Source organism: Pseudomonas sp. B21-032, from assembly GCF_024748965.1.
Lineage (GTDB): Bacteria > Pseudomonadota > Gammaproteobacteria > Pseudomonadales > Pseudomonadaceae > Aquipseudomonas.
In genome coordinates, this window is sequence record NZ_CP087180.1 from 4,907,923 (window position 1) to 4,925,198 (window position 17,276).

18 protein-coding genes are annotated in these 17,276 nt (G+C 60.1%); 7 read left to right on the forward strand and 11 right to left on the reverse strand.

Going from position 1 to position 17,276, the window contains the following annotated elements:
- Positions 1-2: 2 nt before the first annotated feature.
- From LOY54_RS22595 to LOY54_RS22605, 3 genes are all read right to left on the reverse strand, one after another.
- Complete coding sequence (locus LOY54_RS22595) at positions 3-344, reverse strand: four helix bundle protein (RefSeq protein WP_258607974.1); 342 nt, start codon at positions 342-344, stop codon at positions 3-5.
- A gap of 102 nt (positions 345-446) precedes the next feature.
- Entirely contained in the window at positions 447-1,364 is a 918-nt protein-coding gene (cysD, locus tag LOY54_RS22600) for a sulfate adenylyltransferase subunit CysD (protein WP_038998836.1), read from the reverse strand.
- A gap of 136 nt (positions 1,365-1,500) precedes the next feature.
- Positions 1,501-2,259, reverse strand: a complete 759-nt coding sequence (locus LOY54_RS22605) for a Nif3-like dinuclear metal center hexameric protein (protein ID WP_093379772.1) — start codon at positions 2,257-2,259, stop codon at positions 1,501-1,503.
- Positions 2,260-2,488: 229 nt separating this feature from the next.
- Here LOY54_RS22605 and algW point away from each other — a divergent pair, with 229 nt between their 5' ends.
- Positions 2,489-3,646 (forward strand): Do family serine endopeptidase AlgW, encoded by a 1,158-nt coding sequence (algW, locus tag LOY54_RS22610; RefSeq protein WP_213603325.1) that lies wholly within the window; start codon positions 2,489-2,491, stop codon positions 3,644-3,646.
- Positions 3,647-3,728: 82 nt separating this feature from the next.
- Here algW and LOY54_RS22615 read toward each other — a convergent pair whose 3' ends face one another.
- The 4 genes from LOY54_RS22615 to LOY54_RS22630 form a co-directional block, all read right to left on the reverse strand.
- Complete coding sequence (locus LOY54_RS22615; RefSeq protein WP_010220739.1) at positions 3,729-4,493, reverse strand: amino acid ABC transporter ATP-binding protein; 765 nt, start codon at positions 4,491-4,493, stop codon at positions 3,729-3,731.
- A 10-nt stretch (positions 4,494-4,503) separates the two neighbouring features.
- Positions 4,504-5,601 carry an amino acid ABC transporter permease gene (locus tag LOY54_RS22620; RefSeq protein ID WP_045197269.1) on the reverse strand — a complete coding sequence of 366 codons (1,098 nt, stop codon included), beginning with the start codon at positions 5,599-5,601 and terminating at the stop codon, positions 4,504-4,506.
- A gap of 10 nt (positions 5,602-5,611) precedes the next feature.
- A complete protein-coding gene (locus LOY54_RS22625; RefSeq protein ID WP_045197267.1) occupies positions 5,612-6,790 on the reverse strand; it encodes an amino acid ABC transporter permease in 1,179 nt (392 codons plus the stop codon).
- 67 nt (positions 6,791-6,857) lie between these two features.
- Entirely contained in the window at positions 6,858-7,886 is a 1,029-nt protein-coding gene (locus tag LOY54_RS22630; protein ID WP_038998832.1) for an amino acid ABC transporter substrate-binding protein, read from the reverse strand.
- A gap of 335 nt (positions 7,887-8,221) precedes the next feature.
- On the opposite strand from LOY54_RS22630, the gene LOY54_RS22635 reads away from it, so the two are divergent.
- The 5 genes from LOY54_RS22635 (at position 8,222) to LOY54_RS22655 (ending at position 13,352) form a co-directional block, all read left to right on the forward strand.
- Entirely contained in the window at positions 8,222-8,878 is a 657-nt protein-coding gene (locus tag LOY54_RS22635) for an alpha/beta hydrolase (protein ID WP_045197265.1), read from the forward strand.
- Positions 8,879-8,980: 102 nt separating this feature from the next.
- Positions 8,981-10,414 (forward strand): ATP-dependent RNA helicase RhlB, encoded by a 1,434-nt coding sequence (rhlB, locus tag LOY54_RS22640; protein WP_045197884.1) that lies wholly within the window; start codon positions 8,981-8,983, stop codon positions 10,412-10,414.
- A 146-nt stretch (positions 10,415-10,560) separates the two neighbouring features.
- Positions 10,561-11,511: an ornithine cyclodeaminase family protein gene (locus LOY54_RS22645; RefSeq protein WP_258607976.1), complete on the forward strand. Its 951-nt coding sequence runs from the start codon at positions 10,561-10,563 to the stop codon at positions 11,509-11,511.
- A gap of 10 nt (positions 11,512-11,521) precedes the next feature.
- The gene (locus LOY54_RS22650) at positions 11,522-12,652 is read left to right on the forward strand and encodes an FAD-binding oxidoreductase (RefSeq protein WP_258607978.1); all 1,131 of its coding nucleotides are present in this window, start codon (positions 11,522-11,524) and stop codon (positions 12,650-12,652) included.
- Between the two features lie 73 nt (positions 12,653-12,725).
- Positions 12,726-13,352 (forward strand): transcriptional regulator, encoded by a 627-nt coding sequence (locus LOY54_RS22655; RefSeq protein ID WP_045197259.1) that lies wholly within the window; start codon positions 12,726-12,728, stop codon positions 13,350-13,352.
- A 29-nt stretch (positions 13,353-13,381) separates the two neighbouring features.
- Here LOY54_RS22655 and LOY54_RS22660 read toward each other — a convergent pair whose 3' ends face one another.
- From LOY54_RS22660 to moaC, 4 genes are all read right to left on the reverse strand, one after another.
- On the reverse strand, positions 13,382-14,161 hold the full coding sequence (locus tag LOY54_RS22660; protein WP_258607980.1) for an ABC transporter substrate-binding protein: 780 nt from the start codon (positions 14,159-14,161) through the stop codon (positions 13,382-13,384).
- 200 nt (positions 14,162-14,361) lie between these two features.
- Positions 14,362-14,808 (reverse strand): molybdopterin synthase catalytic subunit MoaE, encoded by a 447-nt coding sequence (moaE, locus tag LOY54_RS22665; RefSeq protein WP_195884975.1) that lies wholly within the window; start codon positions 14,806-14,808, stop codon positions 14,362-14,364.
- A gap of 2 nt (positions 14,809-14,810) precedes the next feature.
- Positions 14,811-15,056 (reverse strand): molybdopterin converting factor subunit 1, encoded by a 246-nt coding sequence (gene moaD / locus LOY54_RS22670; RefSeq protein WP_045197253.1) that lies wholly within the window; start codon positions 15,054-15,056, stop codon positions 14,811-14,813.
- A complete protein-coding gene (moaC, locus tag LOY54_RS22675; RefSeq protein ID WP_010220726.1) occupies positions 15,053-15,529 on the reverse strand; it encodes a cyclic pyranopterin monophosphate synthase MoaC in 477 nt (158 codons plus the stop codon). The genes moaD and moaC overlap by 4 nt, the downstream gene beginning before the upstream one ends.
- A 496-nt stretch (positions 15,530-16,025) precedes the next feature.
- Between moaC and LOY54_RS22680 the strand changes: the two genes are divergently transcribed.
- A complete protein-coding gene (locus LOY54_RS22680) occupies positions 16,026-17,255 on the forward strand; it encodes an MFS transporter (RefSeq protein WP_258607983.1) in 1,230 nt (409 codons plus the stop codon).
- Positions 17,256-17,276: the final 21 nt, after the last annotated feature.

The window sequence follows — 17,276 nt, forward strand, 5'->3', positions numbered from 1 at the left end:
AACTAGTCAGAAATTTTGTTGATCAACCCGCTCAGCATTCTTGAAAGCTCACGAGTCTCTGTAATCCACTCATTCGACAAAGGCTTTGGCAGATAGCCTACCTCTCCCCCGATGATGATCTGCGTACGCAACTCACCGCAGGACGCCTTGGCAATACACAGATAGCGAACCTTTTCTTTTGCCGTTCTGCGCTCCATGCCTTCGGCGATATTCGACGGAACGGAAAGTGCCGCCCGGGTGATCTGATCCTTGAATCCAAGAGCCCGGCACACCCTCTGCTGCGTGTAAATCGCTACCGCCAAATCTTCGCTTCTCTGCCAAACAGCAAGCTTCTCAAAGTCCATTGTTAAGCACTCTCACGCACCCACAATGGGGCGGCAGCCGACAAAACCCAGAAGCTACGCACCTTGCTTCTAACTTGCAGCTTGCCGCTTGTAACTTGAAGCTTAGAAGTACCCTTGACGTTTTTTGTCTTCCATGGAGCCGGCGCCATCGTGGTCGATGACCCGGCCCTGGCGCTCGGAAGTGCGCGTCAGGAGCATTTCCTGAATGATGTCGGTGAGGCTTTCGGCCTCCGACTCCACCGCGCCCGTCAACGGGTAGCAGCCAAGGGTACGGAAACGCACCTTCTTCTTGACGATACGGGCCTTTTCTTCCTCCGAGAGGTGCTCGAGGATGCGCGCGTCGTCGATCATGATCAGGGTGCCGTTCTTCTCGATCACTTCACGCTCGGCGGCGAAGTACAGCGGCACGATCGGGATGCCTTCGAGGTAGATGTACTGCCAGATGTCCAGCTCGGTCCAGTTCGACAGCGGGAACACGCGAATCGATTCGCCTTTGTTGACCTTGCCGTTGTAGACGTTCCACAGCTCCGGACGCTGGTTCTTCGGGTCCCAGCGGTGCTTGCTGTCACGGAACGAGTAGACCCGCTCCTTGGCCCGCGACTTCTCTTCGTCGCGGCGTGCGCCACCGAAGGCGGCATCGAAGCCGTACTTGTCGAGCGCCTGCTTGAGGCCCTCGGTCTTCATGATGTCGGTATGCTTGGCACTGCCGTGGGTGAACGGGTTGATGCCCTGGGCGACGCCGTCCGGGTTGACGTGGGTGATCAGCTCCAGGCCCATTTCCTCGACCATCTTGTCGCGGAAGCTGTACATCTCCTGGAATTTCCACTGGGTGTCGACGTGCATCACCGGAAACGGCAGCTTGCCCGGGAAGAAGGCCTTGCGCGCCAGGTGCAGCATCACGGCCGAGTCCTTGCCAATCGAGTACAGCATCACCGGGTTATCGAACTCGGCGGCCACCTCACGAATGATGTGGATGCTTTCCGCCTCCAACTGTTTCAAATGCGTCAGTTTGTCGACCATGGCTACTCACGGAAATACGATCTTATGGACGGCCAGCGGGCCGTGTTCGAGCGGGCCACTTTATCACAGCGCCCGATTCTATTTAGGCAGCCAACTAGAACGAAACAGTATAAGAATATGCCCTGCCGTTTTAGCTTTATATAGGGTTCGGGCAGTCGATGAACAGGTGTTCCAGGGCAAACCGTCGGGCCAGGTAATCGCCCAGCGCCTGCACGCCGTAACGCTCGGTGGCGTGGTGGCCGGCGGCGATGAAGCTGATGCCGTTCTCGCGGGCGCTGTGGAAGGTCTGCTCGGAGGCTTCGCCGCTCAGGTACAGGTCGACACCGGCAGCAATCGCCTGGTCGATATAGCCCTGGCCGCCGCCGGTACACCAGCCGACCCGGCGGATGATCTGCTCGCCTTCGATCAACAGCGGCTCACGGCCCATCACCTCCTGCACCTTGCGGGCAAAATCGCGCGCCGACATGGGTTCGGCGAGCGAGCCGACCAATCCGACAATGCGCGGGTTCTGCGGGTCCAGCGGGCCTTCGACAGTGATGTCGAGCTGGCGCGCCAGCTGCACGTTGTTGCCCACTTCCGCGTGCAGGTCCAGCGGCAGGTGGTAGGACAACAGGCTCAGGTCGTTTTTCAGCAGGGTTTTCAGCCGGCGCTGCTTCATGCCGGTGATGCACGGGTTCTCGCCCTTCCAGAAATAGCCGTGGTGCACCAGCACCAGGTCGGCGTCGGCCTCGACTGCGGCGTCGAGCAACGCCTGGCTTGCGGTCACGCCACTGACGATGCGGGTCACTTGCGGGCGGCCCTCGACCTGCAGGCCGTTGGGGCAGTAGTCCTGGATTTTGGCGCTGCCGAGGTAGCGTTCGGCTTCCTCGACCAGGGTACTCAAGGCAACAGCCATGGAAAGACTCCTCAATTTCGCAGTTCAGCGCGGCCCAAGGCCCCGTATAATGAGCGGCATTATGGGCCGTCGCCGGGTTTGGGGAAACCGACGGCAGTTACCTGGGGGCTGGCATTGTTGGTTTTCGTGACGATTTAACAGTTCCTGCACAAGCCGCAGCGCAGTATGATCGCGCGCGTTTACGCTCCCAGCTGTCATCGGCCCTCTGCCAACTCCCAGGATTCGTTCAATGTTCAAGGCTTTGCGTTACTTTGGCTGGCCGCTGCTGGTCGGCGTGCTGATCGCCCTGTTGGTCATCCAGCGCTTTCCGCAGTGGGTCGGCCTGCCCAGCCAGGACGTCAACCTGCAGCAAGCCCCGCAAACCACGCGGATCATGCAGGGGCCGGTGTCCTACGCCGACGCCGTGAGCATCGCCGCCCCCGCGGTGGCCAACCTGTACACCACCAAGGTGGTCAACAAGACCGCCCACCCGCTGTTCGAAGACCCGCAGTTCCGCCGCTTCTTTGGCGACAACCTGCCCAAGCAGCGCCGCTGGGAGTCGAGCCTGGGGTCGGCAGTGATCATGAGCCCGGAAGGCTACCTGCTGACCAACAACCACGTGACCTCCGGTGCCGACCAGATCGTGGTGGCGCTCAAGGACGGCCGCGAAACCCTGGCACGGGTGATCGGCAGCGACCCGGAAACCGACCTCGCGGTGCTGAAGATCGACCTGAAGAACCTGCCGTCGATCACCATCGGCCGCTCCGACAACATCCATATCGGCGACGTCGCCCTGGCCATCGGCAACCCCTTCGGTGTCGGCCAGACCGTGACCATGGGCATCATCAGCGCCACCGGCCGCAACCAGCTGGGCCTGAACAACTACGAAGACTTCATCCAGACCGACGCCGCAATCAACCCGGGCAACTCCGGTGGCGCGCTGGTCGACGCCAACGGCAACCTCACCGGCATCAACACGGCGATCTTCTCCAAATCCGGCGGCTCGCAAGGCATCGGCTTTGCCATCCCGACCAAGCTGGCTCTGGAGGTGATGAAGTCGATCATCGAGCACGGCCAGGTGATTCGGGGCTGGCTGGGGATCGAGGTGCAGCCGCTGAGCCAGGAACTGGCCGAGTCGTTCGGCATGCAGGGGCGCCCGGGCATTGTCGTGGCGGGGATTTTCCGTGATGGCCCGGCACAGAAGGCCGGCCTGGAGCTGGGTGACGTGATCCTCAGCATCAACGGCGAACCGGCCGGCGATGGCCGCCGCTCGATGAACCAGGTGGCGCGGATCAAGCCCAATGACAAGGTGGCGATCCAGGTGATGCGTAACGGCAAGGAATTGAAGCTGACTGCTGAAATCGGCTTGCGTCCACCGCCGGCACCGGCAACCAAAGAAGAAAACTGATGGGTTAACAGCATCGCGGGGCAAGCCCGCTCCCACAGGTTTTGTGGTTTACCTGTGGGAGCGGGCTTGCCCCGCGATGGGGTCAGTGCAGAATCTGGCTCAAGAACAGCTTGGTCCGCTCATTCTGCGGCCGGTCGAAGAAGTCGTCCGGCGCCGCCTGCTCTACAATCTCGCCTTTATCCATGAAGATCACCCGGTTCGCCACGGTGCGGGCAAAGCCCATTTCGTGGGTCACGCAGAGCATGGTCATGCCGTCTTCGGCAAGGCCAACCATGGTATCGAGCACTTCCTTGACCATCTCAGGGTCGAGCGCCGAGGTCGGTTCGTCGAACAGCATGATCTTCGGCTTCATGCACAGCGCCCGGGCAATCGCTACCCGTTGTTGCTGGCCACCCGATAGCTGCCCGGGAAACTTGTTGGCCTGCTCCGGAATTCGCACCCGCTCCAGATAGTGCATGGCAATTTCCTCGGCCTTGCGCTTGGGCATCTTGCGCACCCACATCGGCGCCAGGGTGCAGTTCTGCAGGATGGTCAGGTGCGGGAACAGGTTGAAGTGCTGGAACACCATGCCGACTTCGCGGCGGATCGCTTCGATCTGCTTGAGATCGTTGGTCAGCTCCACGCCATCGACGACGATGCGCCCTTGCTGGTGCTCCTCAAGACGGTTGAGGCAGCGGATGGTGGTCGACTTGCCCGAGCCCGACGGCCCGCACAGCACGATACGCTCGCCCTGGCGCACGTTCAGGTTGATGTCCTTGAGCACGTGGAACTGGCCGTACCACTTGTTCACGCCCTGCATCTGAATAATGCCTTCAGGGCTCACAGGCTGTTTGATCGCTTCACTCATGGGAACACTCCTAACGCTTGTGGCCTGTGTCCAGCTTGCGCTCCAGATGCATGGAGTAGCGGGACATACCGAAACAGAAAATCCAGAAAACCAGGGCGGCAAATACATAGCCCTCGGTCGCCATGCCCAGCCAGGTCGGGTCGGCAGCGGCCTGCTTGACGCTGTTGAGCAAGTCGAAGAGGCCTATGATGATCACAAGGCTGGTGTCCTTGAACAGGGCAATGAAGGTGTTGACGATGCCGGGGATTACCAGCTTCAGGGCTTGCGGCAGAATCACCAGGCCCATCGAGCGCCAGTAGCCCAGGCCCATCGCCGCAGCGGCTTCGTACTGGCCCTTGGGAATAGCCTGCAGGCCGCCACGTACCACTTCGGCGATGTACGCCGACTGGAACAGGATCACCCCGATCATGGCCCGCAGCAGCTTGTCGAAGCTCATGCCCTCAGGCAGGAACAACGGCAGCATCACCGAGGACATGAACAGCACGGTAATCAGCGGCACGCCGCGCCAGAACTCGATGAAGGTCACGCAGACCACCTTCACCGCCGGCATGTTCGAACGCCGCCCCAGCGCCAGCAAGATGCCCAGCGGCAAGGCCCCGACGATGCCCACGGTGGCGATCACCAGGGTCAGCATCAGCCCGCCCCACTGGTTGGTCGGTACCGTGGCCAGGCCCAGGTAGCCGCCGTGCAGCAGGGTGTAGGCGATGATCGGGTACAGCACCAGAAAGCCCAGGCCGTAAACCGCCTTGCGCGGGAAGCGCGAGATGAACAACGGCGCGGCGCCGATGACCGCCAACCAGACGGTCAAATCGACACGCCAGCGCAGCTCGCTCGGGTAGTAACCGTACATGAACTGGCCGAAGCGCTGCTGGATGAACACCCAGCAGGCGCCCTCCTTGGTGCAGTCGGCGCGGGTGGTGCCCACCCAGTTGGCGTCGAAGATCGACCACTGCAGCAGCGGCGGCACGATCAGCCACACCAGGTACACGGCAAACAGCGTCAGCAGGGTGTTGAGCCAGCTTGAGAACAGGTTGGCGCGCATCCAGGCCATTACGCCGACGGCTTTGACCGGTGGAGGCATATCAGGTTTGAAAACATGGGTACTCATGCGCTTGTCCTCACCGCTCGATCAGCGCAATGCGCTTGTTGTACCAGTTCATCAGCAGGGAAATGCTGATGCTGATGGCCAGATAGACGCTCATGGTGATGGCAATCACCTCGATGGCCTGGCCGGTCTGGTTAAGCACGGTACCGGCGAACAGCGAGACCATTTCCGGGTAGCCGATACCGGCCGCCAGCGAAGAGTTCTTCGCCAGGTTCAGGTACTGGCTGGTCAGCGGCGGGATGATCACCCGCAGCGCCTGGGGAATGATCACCTTGCGCAGCGTCGGCCCTTCGCGCAGGCCCAGGGAGCGAGCCGCCTCGGTCTGGCCGTAGCTCACCGAACGGATGCCGGAACGCACGATTTCGGCGATGAACGCTGCGGTATAGATCGTCAGTGCCAGGGTCAGCGCCAGCAGTTCCGGGATCAATACCCAGCCGCCGACGAAGTTGAAGCCCTTGAGCTGCGGCATCTCCCAGTGCACCGGCGCGCCGAACAGCAGCACGCACAACGCCGGAATGCCGAAGAACAGGAACAGGCCGACCCAGAATTTGTGGAACGGCTCGCCGGTGGCCTCAAAGCGCCGGTTGGCCAGGCGCACCATTACCACAATGGCAAGGATTGCCAGTGCGACGGCGACGACGAATGGCCAGAATCCATCGGCCATGGCAGCACCGGGCATGTTCAGGCCCCGGTTGCTGATGAAGAAGGTGTCGTTGAGATTGATGCTACCCCGCGGTCCCGGCAGGGTCAGGAACACCGCGAAGTACCAGAACAGGATCTGCAGCAGCGGTGGGATGTTACGGAAAGTCTCGACATACACAGTGGCCAGCTTGCTGATCATCCAGTTCGGTGACAGTCGTGCCACACCGATGATGAAGCCCAGCAGGGTCGCGAGGATGATGCCGATGAAGGTTACCAGCAGGGTGTTGAGCAGGCCGATGACGAAGACCCGCGCATAACTGTCCTGTTCGGTATAGGGGATCAGGTGCTGGGCGATGCCGAAACCGGCACTGCGTTCGAGAAAGTCGAAGCCCGAAGTGATCCCGCGGTGTTGCAGGTTGGTCTGGGTATTGTGAAACAGGTACCAGCCCAGACCGACCACCGCGACCACGGTGATAATCTGGAACAGCCACGCACGCACACGTGGATCGCTCAGGGATAGTCCCTTGGGTGCGCCGATATTATTTTGCATGTAATGCCCCGCAAGGAAGGGAACCGAACAGCCTGCGGCGGCCGGATGCCGCCGCAGGCCGCAACCGTCAGCGCACCGGTGGCGCGTACTGGATGCCGCCGTTGTTCCACAGGGCGTTCAGACCGCGGTCGATTTGCAGTGGGGTTTCCTTGCCCAGGTTTTTCTCGAAGACTTCGCCGTAGTTGCCGACCTGCTTGACGATCTGCACTACCCAGTCCTTCGGCAGCTTCAGGTCTTTGCCGTACTCGCCGTCGGCGCCGAGCATGCGGGCCACGTCAGGGTTCTTGGTGGCCTTGGCTTCGGCTTCGACGTTTTTCGAGCTGATGCCCATCTCTTCGGCGTTGAGCATGGCGAACAGGGTCCACTTGACGATGCTGAACCACTCTTCATCGCCTTTGCGCACCACCGGGCCCAGCGGCTCCTTGGAGATGGTCTCTGGCAGCACCACGTAATCGGCCGGGGCGGCCAGCTTGGAGCGTTGTGCGTAGAGCTGCGACTTGTCCGAGGTGAGTACGTCGCAACGGCCGGATTCCAGCGACTTGGCGCTCTCATCGGAGGTGTCGAAGGTGATCGGGGTGTATTTCAGGCCGTTGGCGCGAAAGTAGTCGGAAACGTTGAGTTCGGTGGTGGTACCGGCCTGGATGCAGATGGTTGCACCGTCCAGCTCCTTGGCGCTGGAAACCCCGAGCTTCTTGTTGACCAGAAAACCGATGCCGTCGTAGTAGGTAACACCGGCGAACACCAGGCCCATGCCGGCGTCGCGCGAGCTGGTCCAGGTGGTGTTGCGCGACAGCACGTCGACTTCGCCCGATTGCAGCGCGGTGAAGCGCTCCTTGGCGTTGAGCTGGCTGAACTTGACCTTCTTGGCGTCGCCAAACACCGCAGCGGCAACCGCGCGGCAGACGTCGGCGTCGATACCGACGATGTTGCCCTTGGCATCCGGTACCGAGAAGCCCGGCAAGCCGTCACTGACGCCACATTGAACGAATCCCTTCTTCTGTACTGCGTCCAGGGTCGCACCTGCCTGTGCGAAACCGCTGATACCCAACGCGGTAGCAGCGGTAACCACTGCCAGTGTGGATTTCAACATCTTCATTCAAACCTCCAGTTTTGCTCTTGTTGTGTGAGCCGGGATTGCACCGCACCCTTATGAGGCGCATCCGACCCGTGTTGGCTTGTTTTTGGGTCAATTGGCGCAATGCGCTGTTCTGTGACAGCCTTGGGGACCGCTAACGGGTGTTACCGTCCAAAACGTGTAACCTCGCATCTGGAGTTTCATAGCAAAGCGCGTACCACACTGAAGGGCTAAAGCGTTTCAGTTAACGTCAATAGGAAAACTTGCAACCTTGCGACAGGTTTTTCCCGGATTTACCCGACGCGCCTTCATTTCATGCACGCAAACAAGAGCGCGCGCACACTTTCGGAGCAGTCATGACCCACCCGCTGATTCTCGAACCACAAAAAACCGCAGACGCCTGTGTGATCTGGTTGCACGGCCTGGGGGCCGATCGTTACGACTTCATGCCGGTGGCTGAGGCCCTGCAGGAAGTTCTGCTGACCACCCGCTTCGTCATGCCCCAGGCACCCACCCGTCCGGTGACCATCAACGGCGGCTATGCAATGCCCAGCTGGTACGACATCAAGGCCATGAGCCCGGCGCGGGCCATCGATGAAGACCAGTTGCACGAATCGGCGGAACAGGTGATCGAACTGATCAAGGCCGAGCAGGCCAAGGGTGTGGCCCTGTCGCGGATCATCCTCGCCGGCTTTTCCCAGGGCGGCGCCGTGGTGCTGCACACTGCCTATATAAAGTGGCAAGAAGCCCTGGGCGGCGTACTGGCGCTTTCGACCTATGCCCCGACTTTCACCGAGGCACGCGAACTGAGCGCCTGCCAGCAACGCACCCCGGCCCTGTGCCTGCACGGTGTGTACGACCCCGTTGTGCTACCGGCCATGGGGCGCAGCGCCTACGAGCACCTGAAGAACTGGGGCGTCAGCGCCAAGTGGGCCGAGTACCCGATGGAGCACGAAGTGCTGCAGGAAGAAATTCGCGATATCGCCGACTGGCTGGCCGAGCGCCTGCGCTAAAAGAAGCGTTCCCTGTAGTTGTCAGTGCAATCCACTACGCCGCGCCCGATTCTTGCATTACACTGCCCGGCGTACATTCCTTAACCAATTGATGAGATGACCGTGCTCAAAGCACTCAAGAAGATGTTCGGCAAGAGCGAGGTTGAGCAACTCGCCACCGAAACCGCTGCCCCCGTGAAGCAGCCGCCCGCAGCACCCCAGGCCCCTGCCCCGTCGGCACCGCTCAAGACCGAAGCCGTGGACCCTGCCCCGGCACGCGCCGAAAAACCGGCCGAGGCCAAGCCGCGCCGTGAGCGCAAGCCAAAGCCCGCCGCCTCCACCTGGAAGCTCGAAGACTTCGCCGTCGAGCCGCAGGAAGGCAAGACCCGCTTTCATGACTTCAAGCTCTCGCCCGAGCTGATGCATGCGATCCACGACCTAGGGTTCCCGTACTGCACGCCAATCCAGGCCCAGGTGCTGGGCTACACCCTGCGTGGCAAAGACGCCATTGGCCGGGCCCAGACCGGTACCGGCAAGACCGCAGCCTTCCTGATTTCGATCATCACCCAGCTGCAGCAGACCCCGCCGCCGAAAGAGCGCTACATGGGCGAGCCACGGGCGCTGATCATCGCCCCGACCCGCGAGCTGGTGGTGCAGATCGCCAAGGACGCCGCGGCGCTGACCAAATACACCGGCCTCAACGTCATGACCTTCGTCGGCGGCATGGACTTCGACAAGCAGCTCAAGGCCCTCGAAGCCCGCCACTGCGACATCCTGGTCGCTACCCCGGGCCGCCTGCTGGACTTCAACCAGCGCGGTGAAGCACACCTGGACATGGTCGAGGTGCTGGTGCTGGACGAAGCCGACCGCATGCTCGACATGGGCTTCATCCCCCAGGTGCGGCAGATCATCCGCCAGACCCCGCCCAAGAGCGAGCGCCAGACCCTGCTGTTCTCGGCAACCTTCACCGAAGACGTGATGAACCTGGCCAAGCAGTGGACCACCGACCCTGCCATCGTCGAGATCGAGCCGGAGAACGTCGCCAGCGAGACCGTCGAGCAGCACGTCTATGCCGTGGCCGGCAGCGACAAGTACAAGCTGCTGTACAACCTGGTGACCGAGAACAAGTGGGAACGGGTGATGGTCTTTGCCAACCGCAAGGACGAAGTACGACGCATCGAAGAGCGCCTGGTGCGCGATGGCGTCAACGCCGCCCAGCTGTCGGGCGACGTGCCGCAGCACAAGCGGATCAAGACCCTCGAGAGCTTTCGCGAAGGGCGCATCACCGTGCTGGTGGCCACTGACGTGGCTGGCCGCGGTATCCACATCGACGGCATCAGCCACGTGATCAACTTCACCCTGCCGGAAGACCCGGACGACTACGTGCACCGCATTGGTCGTACCGGTCGTGCCGGCACCAGCGGCGTGTCGATCAGCTTCGCCGGTGAGGATGACTCCTACCAGCTGCCAGCCATCGAAGAACTGCTGGGGCGCAAGATCAGCTGCGAGATGCCGCCGACCGAGTTGCTCAAGCCGGTACCGCGCAAGCATCACTGAGTGCAGTAACACCAATCGCGGGGCAAGCCCGCTCCTACACCACCCTGTAGGAGCGGGCTTGCCCCGCGATGCTTTTTACACCTCGGCATATTGCCCAAATAAACTAAAAGTCCATAATAGACAAAATAGTTCATTTGGAGCTTCGCATGTCTGCGCCTCTCGTCATCGATCAACAGCACGCTCGCCAACTGCTCGCCCAGGTGGATGTCCCGCAGATCCTGCGCAACCTGTTCCGTGACCTGGCGGCCGGGCAAGCGGTACAACCGCCCCAGCAACTGGTGGAATTCCCGGCCGGCAAAGGCGACTTCATCAACTACGGTGGCGTGCTGGCCGAACAGCGCGTATACGGGGTCAAGACCTCGCCCTATATCGTCCGCGAGCAGGGACCGCTGGTCACCGCCTGGACCCTGCTGATGTCCATGGACAGCGGCCAGCCGCTGCTGCTGTGCGATGCCGGTGAACTGACCACCGCGCGCACCGCCGCCACTACCGCCGTTGCCGTCGATGCCCTGGCAGCCAGCGAGGCCCGGCGCCTGACCATCATCGGCAGCGGCCCGCTTGCCCGCGCCCACCTGCATTACGCCCGCAGCCTGCGTCCATGGCAGGACATCCGCCTGTACTCGCCAAGCCTGGGCCGGCAATCGACCGAACAGCGTCAGGCCCTGAGTAATCTCGACCCGCGCCTGGTGCTCAGCGAAAGCCTGGAGCAGGCGGTGCTGGATGCCGACGTGATCATGCTCTGCACCTCCTGCGCCACGCCGGTGCTCGACCCGCGCCAATTGAGCAAGCCCGCGCTGATCACCTCCATCAGCACCAATGCGGTGCGTGCCCACGAAGTGCCGCCAGCGACCTTAAGCGAGATGGACGTTTACTGCGACTACCGCGTAACCACCCCGGGCAGCGCCGGCGAGATGCGCATCGCCGCCGAACAACATGGCTGGCAAGCCGATGCGATCGTCGGCGATCTGGCGCAATTGATCAGTGGTGCGGCGCACAAGCCGGGCTACCAGCGCCACGCTTTTTTCCGCTCCATCGGCCTGGGCCTGGAAGACATCGCCCTGGCCAACGCCCTGTACCGCCTGCAACGCGCCGACTGAGGAAACCTTCATGCAACAGGCTGATTTCATCATTATCGGCGCCGGTATTGCCGGAGCCTCCACCGGCTACTGGCTGGCCGGCCACGGCCGGGTACTGCTGCTTGAGCGCGAGTCGCAGCCGGGCTACCACTCCACCGGCCGCTCGGCAGCGCTGTACACCGCCGCCTATGGCACCCCGCAAGTGCGCGCACTGACCCTGGCCAGCCGGGCGTTTTTCGACCAGCCGCCAGCGGGTTTTACCGAGCACCCGCTGCTCAGCCCGCGCGGGGAAATGACCGTCGATCTCAATGGTGACCCTGAAGAGCTGCAGCGTCAGTACCAGAGCGCCAAGGCCTGCGTGCCAGAGGTCGAGCTGCTCAGCGCCGAGCAAGCCTGCACGCGCCTGCCGGTGCTGCGCCGCGACAAGGTGCATGGCGCCCTGTACGACCCGAGTGCCAGCGACATCGACACCGACGCCCTGCACCAGGGTTACCTGCGCGGCATTCGTCGCCAGCAGGGTGAAGTGCACAGCGACTGCGAAGTACAACACCTGAGCCGCGACGCCGACGGCCTCTGGCACGTGCAGACCAGCCGCGGCACCTTCACCGCCCCGGTGCTGATCAACGCTGCCGGTGCCTGGGCCGACAAAGTCGGCGAACTGGCCGGCGCCCAACCCCTGGGCCTTCAGCCAAAGCGCCGCGCCGCGTTCATCTTCGCCGGCCCCGAAGGCATCGACAGCCATGCCTGGCCGATGCTGGTCAGCCTCGATGAGTCGTTCTACATGAAGCCTGACGCCGGCATGCTGCTCGGCTCACCGGCCAATGCCGACCCGGTCGAGCCCCACGACGTGCAGGCCGAAGAGCTGGACATCGCCATGGGCATCTACCAGATCGAAGAAGCCACCACCCTGAGCATTCGTCGCCCGACCCGTACCTGGGCCGGCTTGCGCAGCTTCGTCGCTGACGGCGACCTGGTGGCCGGCTTCGATCCGCAGGTGCCCGGGCTGTTCTGGGTGGCCGCGCAAGGCGGCTATGGTATCCAGACCTCGCCGGCCATGGGCCAGGCCAGCGCCGCCCTGGTGCGCGGTGAAGACTTGCCTGACACCCTCAAGGGCTTTGGCCTCAACGCTGCGATGCTGTCGCCGCGCCGCCTGCAAGGGTGACGCCCGGCCGCGATTGCGGCACACTCCCAGCGCCCTGTCGCAAGGGCGCTGACACCGCCTGGAGCCCGTCCGAATGCCCACACCCCAAGCCGATCCCGTCCTGCACAACTACCGGGCCATCGCCGACGCCATCGCCACCCTGTTCTTCCCCCACGCCGAAGTGGTGCTGCACGATTTGCGCAGCCAGAAGATCGACTACATTGCCAACAACCTGTCCAAGCGCGAGATTGGCGATGATGCGGCGCTGGAGGACATGTTCGAGGAAGGTACTGACGAGACCAACATCGGACCGTACGAAAAGCTCAACTGGGACGGTCAGAAGATCCGCTCGCTGAGCACCGTACTGCGCGACCCGGCCGGCAAGCCGCTGGCGGTGCTGTGCATCAACCTGAATATTTCCCTGTTCGAAAACGCCAAGGCGGCGCTCGACCTGTTCTTGTCGCCGAGCAAGCTGATCCCGCAGCCCGATGCGCTGTTTCGCGATGACTGGCAGGAGCGCATCAACACCTTCCTCAACAGCTGGCTGCGCCAACGTCAACTGAGCCTCAACCTGCTCAGCCGCGACCATAAGCGCGAACTGGTACTGGCCCTGCACGCCGAGGGCGCGTTCAAGGGCAAGAGTGCCGCCAACTATGTGGCCAATGTGCTGGGGATGGGACGGGCGACGGTGTACAAGCACCTGAAGGAACTCAAGGCCTGATCACGCTCAGGCCTTGAGTAAAGCGGCGATCAGTCGCCGTAGATATCAGACTTGAAGTACTTGGCCTGGATCTTCTGGTATTCGCCGTTGGCGCGAATGGCGTCGATGGCCTGGTTCAGCTCGGTCACCAGTTGCGTGTTGCCCTTGCGCACCGCGATACCCGCGCCTTCACCCACATAGCTCGGGTCTTTCAGCTCTGGGCCGACGAAAGCGTAGCCTTTGCCCTTCTCGGTATTCAGAAAACCCTGCTCCAACGGAATGGTGTCGGCGAAAACGCCGTCCAGACGCCCGGAAACCAGGTCCATGAAGATCTCTTCGTTACTGGTGTAGCGCACCACCTCGATACCCTTGGGGGCCAGCACTTCGGTGACGTAACGGTCGGTGGTGGTTGCCCGCTGTACACCGATGCGCTTGCCCTTGAGGCTGACGAACTGCTCGTCGACCTGGCTGCCTTCCTTCATCGCCAGGCGCGCGGAGGTGAAGTAGTACTTGTGGGTGAAGTCCACCGAGCGCTTGCGCTCTTCGGTGATGGTGATCGACGACAGCGCCGCATCGATCTTCTTGACCTTCAGCGACGGGATCAAGCCGTCATACTCCTGCTCGGTCCACTGGCATTTGACCTGCATCTGCGCGCACAGGGCATTGCCGATGTCGTAGTCGAAGCCGCTGATATTGCCGTCAGGGGTCTTGAATGCGAACGGCGGGTACGCGGCTTCGATGCCAATGCGCAATGTCTTCTCGGCGGCAAACAGACTGCTGCTGGCCATCAGGCTCAGGGCCAGGCCGCTGATCAGGGTGAACTTGTTCATGACGGGGCTCTCTCGCTCGTTGTTGGAGGTGTGGTGCCAGACAGAGGGAAAGGGGCAGGCGCGGGTCGGCCTGGAATTATTTTGTACTTATAATTCCATACTGGACTTTTTGGTATTAAAATTCAACAAGCAAAAGCATCGCGGGGCAAGCCCGCTCCCACCTTGATCCCTGTAGGAGCGGGCTTGCCCCGCGATCAGATTTACCAGCGCCCGGCAGCCTCTTCATCACTCTGCTTGCCCTCGACCCAGCGCGGGCCGTCGCCGGTCTGTTCCTTCTTCCAGAACGGCGCGCGGGTTTTCAGGTAGTCCATGATGAAATTGCAGGCATCGAATGCGGCCTGACGATGGGCACTGGCAACACCGACAAAAACGATCGGTTCACCGGGTTCCAGGCCGCCAATGCGGTGCAGCACCTCGACCTTGAGCAGCGGCCAGCGCTGCTGGGCTTCAACCACGATCTTGGCCAGGGCCTTTTCGGTCATGCCCGGATAATGCTCGAGGAACATCCCCGCCACGTCCTGGCCATCATTGAAGTCGCGCACGTAGCCGACAAAACCGACCACCGCGCCGACACCGACGTTAGCCGCGTGCATCGCATTGACTTCAGCCCCCGGGTCAAAGGGCTCGCTCTGGACTCGAACGCTCATGCTCAGCCTCCAGTCACGGGCGGAAAGAACGCCACTTCGTCACCGTCTTCAAGCGGCTCGTCCAGCTTGCACAGCTCTTCATTGCGCGCGCACATCAGGTTCTGTTCGCGCAGCACATCATGCTTGTCACCTTTTGCAACCAGCGCCTTGCGTACGTCATCCAGGGTAGCGAACGAACCCTCGAGCTTTTCGGCATCAACCCCCAGAAATTCCCGGTAACGGGCGAAATACATCACCTTGATTTTCATTTCACTTCATCCGCCTGGTAATGGCCGCTCTTGCCGCCGAGCTTTTCCAGCACGCGCACGCCGTCGATGATCATGCCGCGGTCGACCGCCTTGCACATGTCATAGATGGTCAGGGCCGCGACGCTGGCAGCGGTCAGCGCTTCCATTTCTACCCCGGTCTGCCCGGCCAGCTTGCAACGGGCGACGATATAGACAGTGTCGTTGCCTTCGGCGCTGAGCTCGACCTTGACGCTGGTCAGCAGCAACGGGTGGCACAACGGAATCAGGTCACTGGTCTTCTTCGCCGCCTGGATACCGGCAATGCGCGCCACGGCAAACACGTCACCCTTGGGGTGTTCGCCTTCGACGATCATCTGCAGGGTTTGCGGGAGCATGCGCACCCGCGCTTCGGCCACCGCCTCACGCGACGTCACGGCTTTATCGGTGACGTCGACCATGTTGGCGCGACCTTGGGAATCGAGATGAGTGAGCACAGCTTTCCTCCTATTCAGGAGCAAAGAGTGTAAACCCTGGGGTCAGGTCTTCGAAGCGAAAAATAGCCTGGGCCGGCGTCAAGGCGCTTTATTGGGGTGTATGGCTAAATATAGGCTTTGCAGTGTAAAAACTAGAAAGTTTCATATTCATGATCATTTGAAAAAATCCAGCCTGAAGACAAAGCAATACAGCAAAATTTATTAAATCAATAAACACAAACCCCACGAATATCCCTACAGCACTATAAGAACCCCCTTACCCGCCTTAACCTTGACATTGCCCAGAGTAAAATTATCCTCACACATCAAGCATAAGAACCTCACCAGACACAACAAAAAAACCTTGTTGGAAATACTCATGCAACGCCAAATTAGTAAACTACCCAATAACGCCCATCGACCGAGCAAGTGACAAATAGACATTTTTGCACCAAACACAAAACAATGACATTTGTGATAAATGACACAATGCATATCAAGCCAGGAGACCGTTGAAGTGCAACAGATCAGCACCAAGAACTACTTCTCTCTGTGTGGAATCCGGTTCTGCAGCTCTGTTGTACTATGGCTCGACTTCATACTCATTTTTTCGACGCTAACTTTCATTTTCGATGCCTCGGCACAAACGCTAGCATTAGCAGCTTCCTTGTATGGGATTCCGGCGCTTCTCTTTGGCCCTTATCTAGGATCATTGGCAGACCGATTCAACCCCTGCATAATAATCTCGGTCAGTTTCTGTATTCGTTTCATTGCATCTTGCGCTCTGTTTGCAGCTCCTTCCGTTGAGTTGTTTTTGGCATTTACAATGCTAAAGGGCTTATCTAACCTTGGCTCAATAGCGGCCGAAGTCGTTCTCACAAGAAACTTGCTGACCGCACCGCAGATTATCCGTAACACTTCATTAATTATGATAATAGATCAAACCGTAAAAATCGTATCCCCCCTTGCAGCTGGGATTCTCACAGGACTGAGTTTTAAATCAGCCGGTTTTTTACTTTCCGCTTTTGTGTGTTTGTGCGGTTTACTATTCATAACTTTATTATCTGTAAGGATCATGAGAAGCGAAGCCACATGTCCTTTAATTCCAAAAACCAGCAACCGACAAATCTATAGTTTTTTCAAAAAACAATTAACCGCACGTATTTTTTTAATGTGCATACTTTCCCAGTCAGCCGCCTTGGGTCTATACGACTCCCTATTGAGCTTGCTGTTGAAGGGGAACGGACAAAGTGCAACGTCTTTCGGCGTTATCGTCAGTGCAACTGCACTGGGCGGCATTTTTTCAGGCTTATTGTTTCCACGCCTTTATCGTAGTGGTTCGCGTATCTGCTCCACAATAGCGTCGATGTGTTTTGGTCTCGCAGTACTCGCAGTCGGATCTCTCAGCTTTTTTCCTGCGTATTTCGAGCTTAATCTCTTGTCGCTACTGTTTCTTCTCGCCGGATTCGCCTATGGTCTGACAACTCAGGGCCTCACAACCACTTTGCAACTCACTTGTCCCCCTAACAAATTGGGTACGACATTTGCGACTGTGCGCACTCTATCCATCGCTCTGTTCATCAGTTTCCCCATACTGGGTGGTTGGCTAGCGGAATTGGCCAACATCGCCAGCGTTCTCTTAGCAGCAGGTATCTCCACCACCTTGATCGCTTGTACGCTACATGTTACCCATCGGACGAATCATTCAGAAAGTACCAGCATACGAGATAGGGCAACCATAGACTGAAACACTGCAAGCCTGCGAAAG

Bases quoted from the DNA above. Each gene is read 5' to 3' on its own strand.
- LOY54_RS22595 (WP_258607974.1), bottom strand. From the start codon at position 344: ATGGACTTTGAGAAGCTTGCTGTTTGGCAGAGAAGCGAAGATTTGGCG.
- cysD (WP_038998836.1), bottom strand. From the start codon at position 1,364: ATGGTCGACAAACTGACGCATTTGAAACAGTTGGAGGCGGAAAGCATC.
- LOY54_RS22605 (WP_093379772.1), bottom strand. From the start codon at position 2,259: ATGGCTGTTGCCTTGAGTACCCTGGTCGAGGAAGCCGAACGCTACCTC.
- algW (WP_213603325.1), top strand. From the start codon at position 2,489: ATGTTCAAGGCTTTGCGTTACTTTGGCTGGCCGCTGCTGGTCGGCGTG.
- LOY54_RS22615 (WP_010220739.1), bottom strand. From the start codon at position 4,493: ATGAGTGAAGCGATCAAACAGCCTGTGAGCCCTGAAGGCATTATTCAG.
- LOY54_RS22620 (WP_045197269.1), bottom strand. From the start codon at position 5,601: ATGAGTACCCATGTTTTCAAACCTGATATGCCTCCACCGGTCAAAGCC.
- LOY54_RS22625 (WP_045197267.1), bottom strand. From the start codon at position 6,790: ATGCAAAATAATATCGGCGCACCCAAGGGACTATCCCTGAGCGATCCA.
- LOY54_RS22630 (WP_038998832.1), bottom strand. From the start codon at position 7,886: ATGAAGATGTTGAAATCCACACTGGCAGTGGTTACCGCTGCTACCGCG.
- LOY54_RS22635 (WP_045197265.1), top strand. From the start codon at position 8,222: ATGACCCACCCGCTGATTCTCGAACCACAAAAAACCGCAGACGCCTGT.
- LOY54_RS22645 (WP_258607976.1), top strand. From the start codon at position 10,561: ATGTCTGCGCCTCTCGTCATCGATCAACAGCACGCTCGCCAACTGCTC.
- LOY54_RS22650 (WP_258607978.1), top strand. From the start codon at position 11,522: ATGCAACAGGCTGATTTCATCATTATCGGCGCCGGTATTGCCGGAGCC.
- LOY54_RS22655 (WP_045197259.1), top strand. From the start codon at position 12,726: ATGCCCACACCCCAAGCCGATCCCGTCCTGCACAACTACCGGGCCATC.
- LOY54_RS22660 (WP_258607980.1), bottom strand. From the start codon at position 14,161: ATGAACAAGTTCACCCTGATCAGCGGCCTGGCCCTGAGCCTGATGGCC.
- moaE (WP_195884975.1), bottom strand. From the start codon at position 14,808: ATGAGCGTTCGAGTCCAGAGCGAGCCCTTTGACCCGGGGGCTGAAGTC.
- moaD (WP_045197253.1), bottom strand. From the start codon at position 15,056: ATGAAAATCAAGGTGATGTATTTCGCCCGTTACCGGGAATTTCTGGGG.